Here is an 869-nt window from a genome sequence, read left to right as displayed (position 1 = left end):
TGGTAGAGAGTTTATAATTACCTCAAAAGTAAAGTCATCATTAACACATCCAGTATCATCATTTGTCACACGTACATATATTGTTTGTTGATTAGCAATAGTATTTGCATACGGACTAGTTAGAGGATTAGCACCCGAGGTGGCATCTGCTTGTGATTCATGGAATGTTACTGTAAAATCATCCTGATCTTGAGAAGCACCTAGAATACCAGGAATCTGACTATCTAGATCAATGTTTTGCACAAACCCATTAGTATCATCTCCATCAGCGTTATCATCACAAGTTAGTAGATCTCCTATATTTTCTGTTGTAGGTTCAGGGTTCACAATGACATTAAAATTTGATATACTATTTACACAATTTGTAGTATTGTTTTGTATTCTTACGTATATAGTTTGTGTAAATGCTTGTGTATTGGTGAATGGACTACTTAAATTGTTAACTCCCGCTTGTGCATCAGCAAATGAAAGGTGATATGTAATCGTAAAGTTAGCTGGGTCTTGAGTCCCTAAAATACCAGGAGTTTGTAATTCTAAATCGATATTTTGGGAAAATCCATTTTGAGCTGATCCGTCAGAATCATCATCACAGATTTGAAGGTTTTCTACAAAATTTGCTACCGGTAAAGGATTAACAATTAAATCAAAAGTAGTATGATCAGTAAAACATCCAGTTGTATTGTTTGTTACTCGAACAAAAATAGTTTGCTGATTTACAACAATGTTCTCATACATGTTAGTTCCTGCGATAGGATTTGCTCCACTATTAGCATCTGCTGCTGATGTGTGATAAGTTACTGTATAATCAGCTGGATTCTGAGTTCCAAGAATAATAGGAGTCTGTGCATCTAGATTAAAAGTTTGTACAA

1 protein-coding gene is annotated in these 869 nt (G+C 34.5%); it reads right to left on the bottom strand.

Going from position 1 to position 869, the window contains the following annotated elements; translation table 11 throughout:
* On the bottom strand, window positions 1-869 hold an 869-nt coding region (locus AAON49_RS00085), incomplete at both ends, for an FIDD domain-containing protein (protein WP_502942866.1).

The organism is Pseudotenacibaculum sp. MALMAid0570, from assembly GCF_040151415.1.
Classification (GTDB): domain Bacteria; phylum Bacteroidota; class Bacteroidia; order Flavobacteriales; family Flavobacteriaceae; genus Polaribacter.
This window is presented reverse-complemented; position numbering and strand designations above follow the sequence as displayed.